Source organism: Streptomyces sp. 4F14, from assembly GCF_048159485.1.
GTDB lineage: Bacteria > Actinomycetota > Actinomycetes > Streptomycetales > Streptomycetaceae > Streptomyces.
The window spans coordinates 1-333 of the sequence record NZ_JBLRVY010000333.1; the positions used below are offsets into that span (position 1 = coordinate 1).

General features: G+C 71.5%; 1 pseudogene. It reads left to right on the forward strand.

The annotated features are described in order from the left end of the window. Window positions 1-333, forward strand: a pseudogene (locus tag ACLZOT_RS50985) (hypothetical protein); the annotation flags it as partial.

The following is a 333-nucleotide window of genomic DNA, read 5'->3' on the forward strand; positions in this document are numbered from 1 at the left end:
GGATCCCTTCCCGCTGCCGGTCCGCTGGCTGACGGCCGCCGAGACCCTGACCGACCACTGGGGTGTCATCCTCCGGCGCCGAGCCGGGGACACGACCCCGGCCGATCCCCTCGACCTGGACGGCCGGCTGGACCATATCGCCGAGACGTTCCGGCGCATCCCGTCCGGACGGCTGGTGGTGCTGGGCAGATCCGGCTCGGGCAAGACGATCCTGGCCCTGCGTTTCGTCCTCGACCACCTCAGGACGCGCGGCACCTCCGAACCCGTCCCGGTGATCTTCAGCATCGGCGCCTGGAACCCCACCACCATCACCCTGCGGGACTGGCTCGCCGC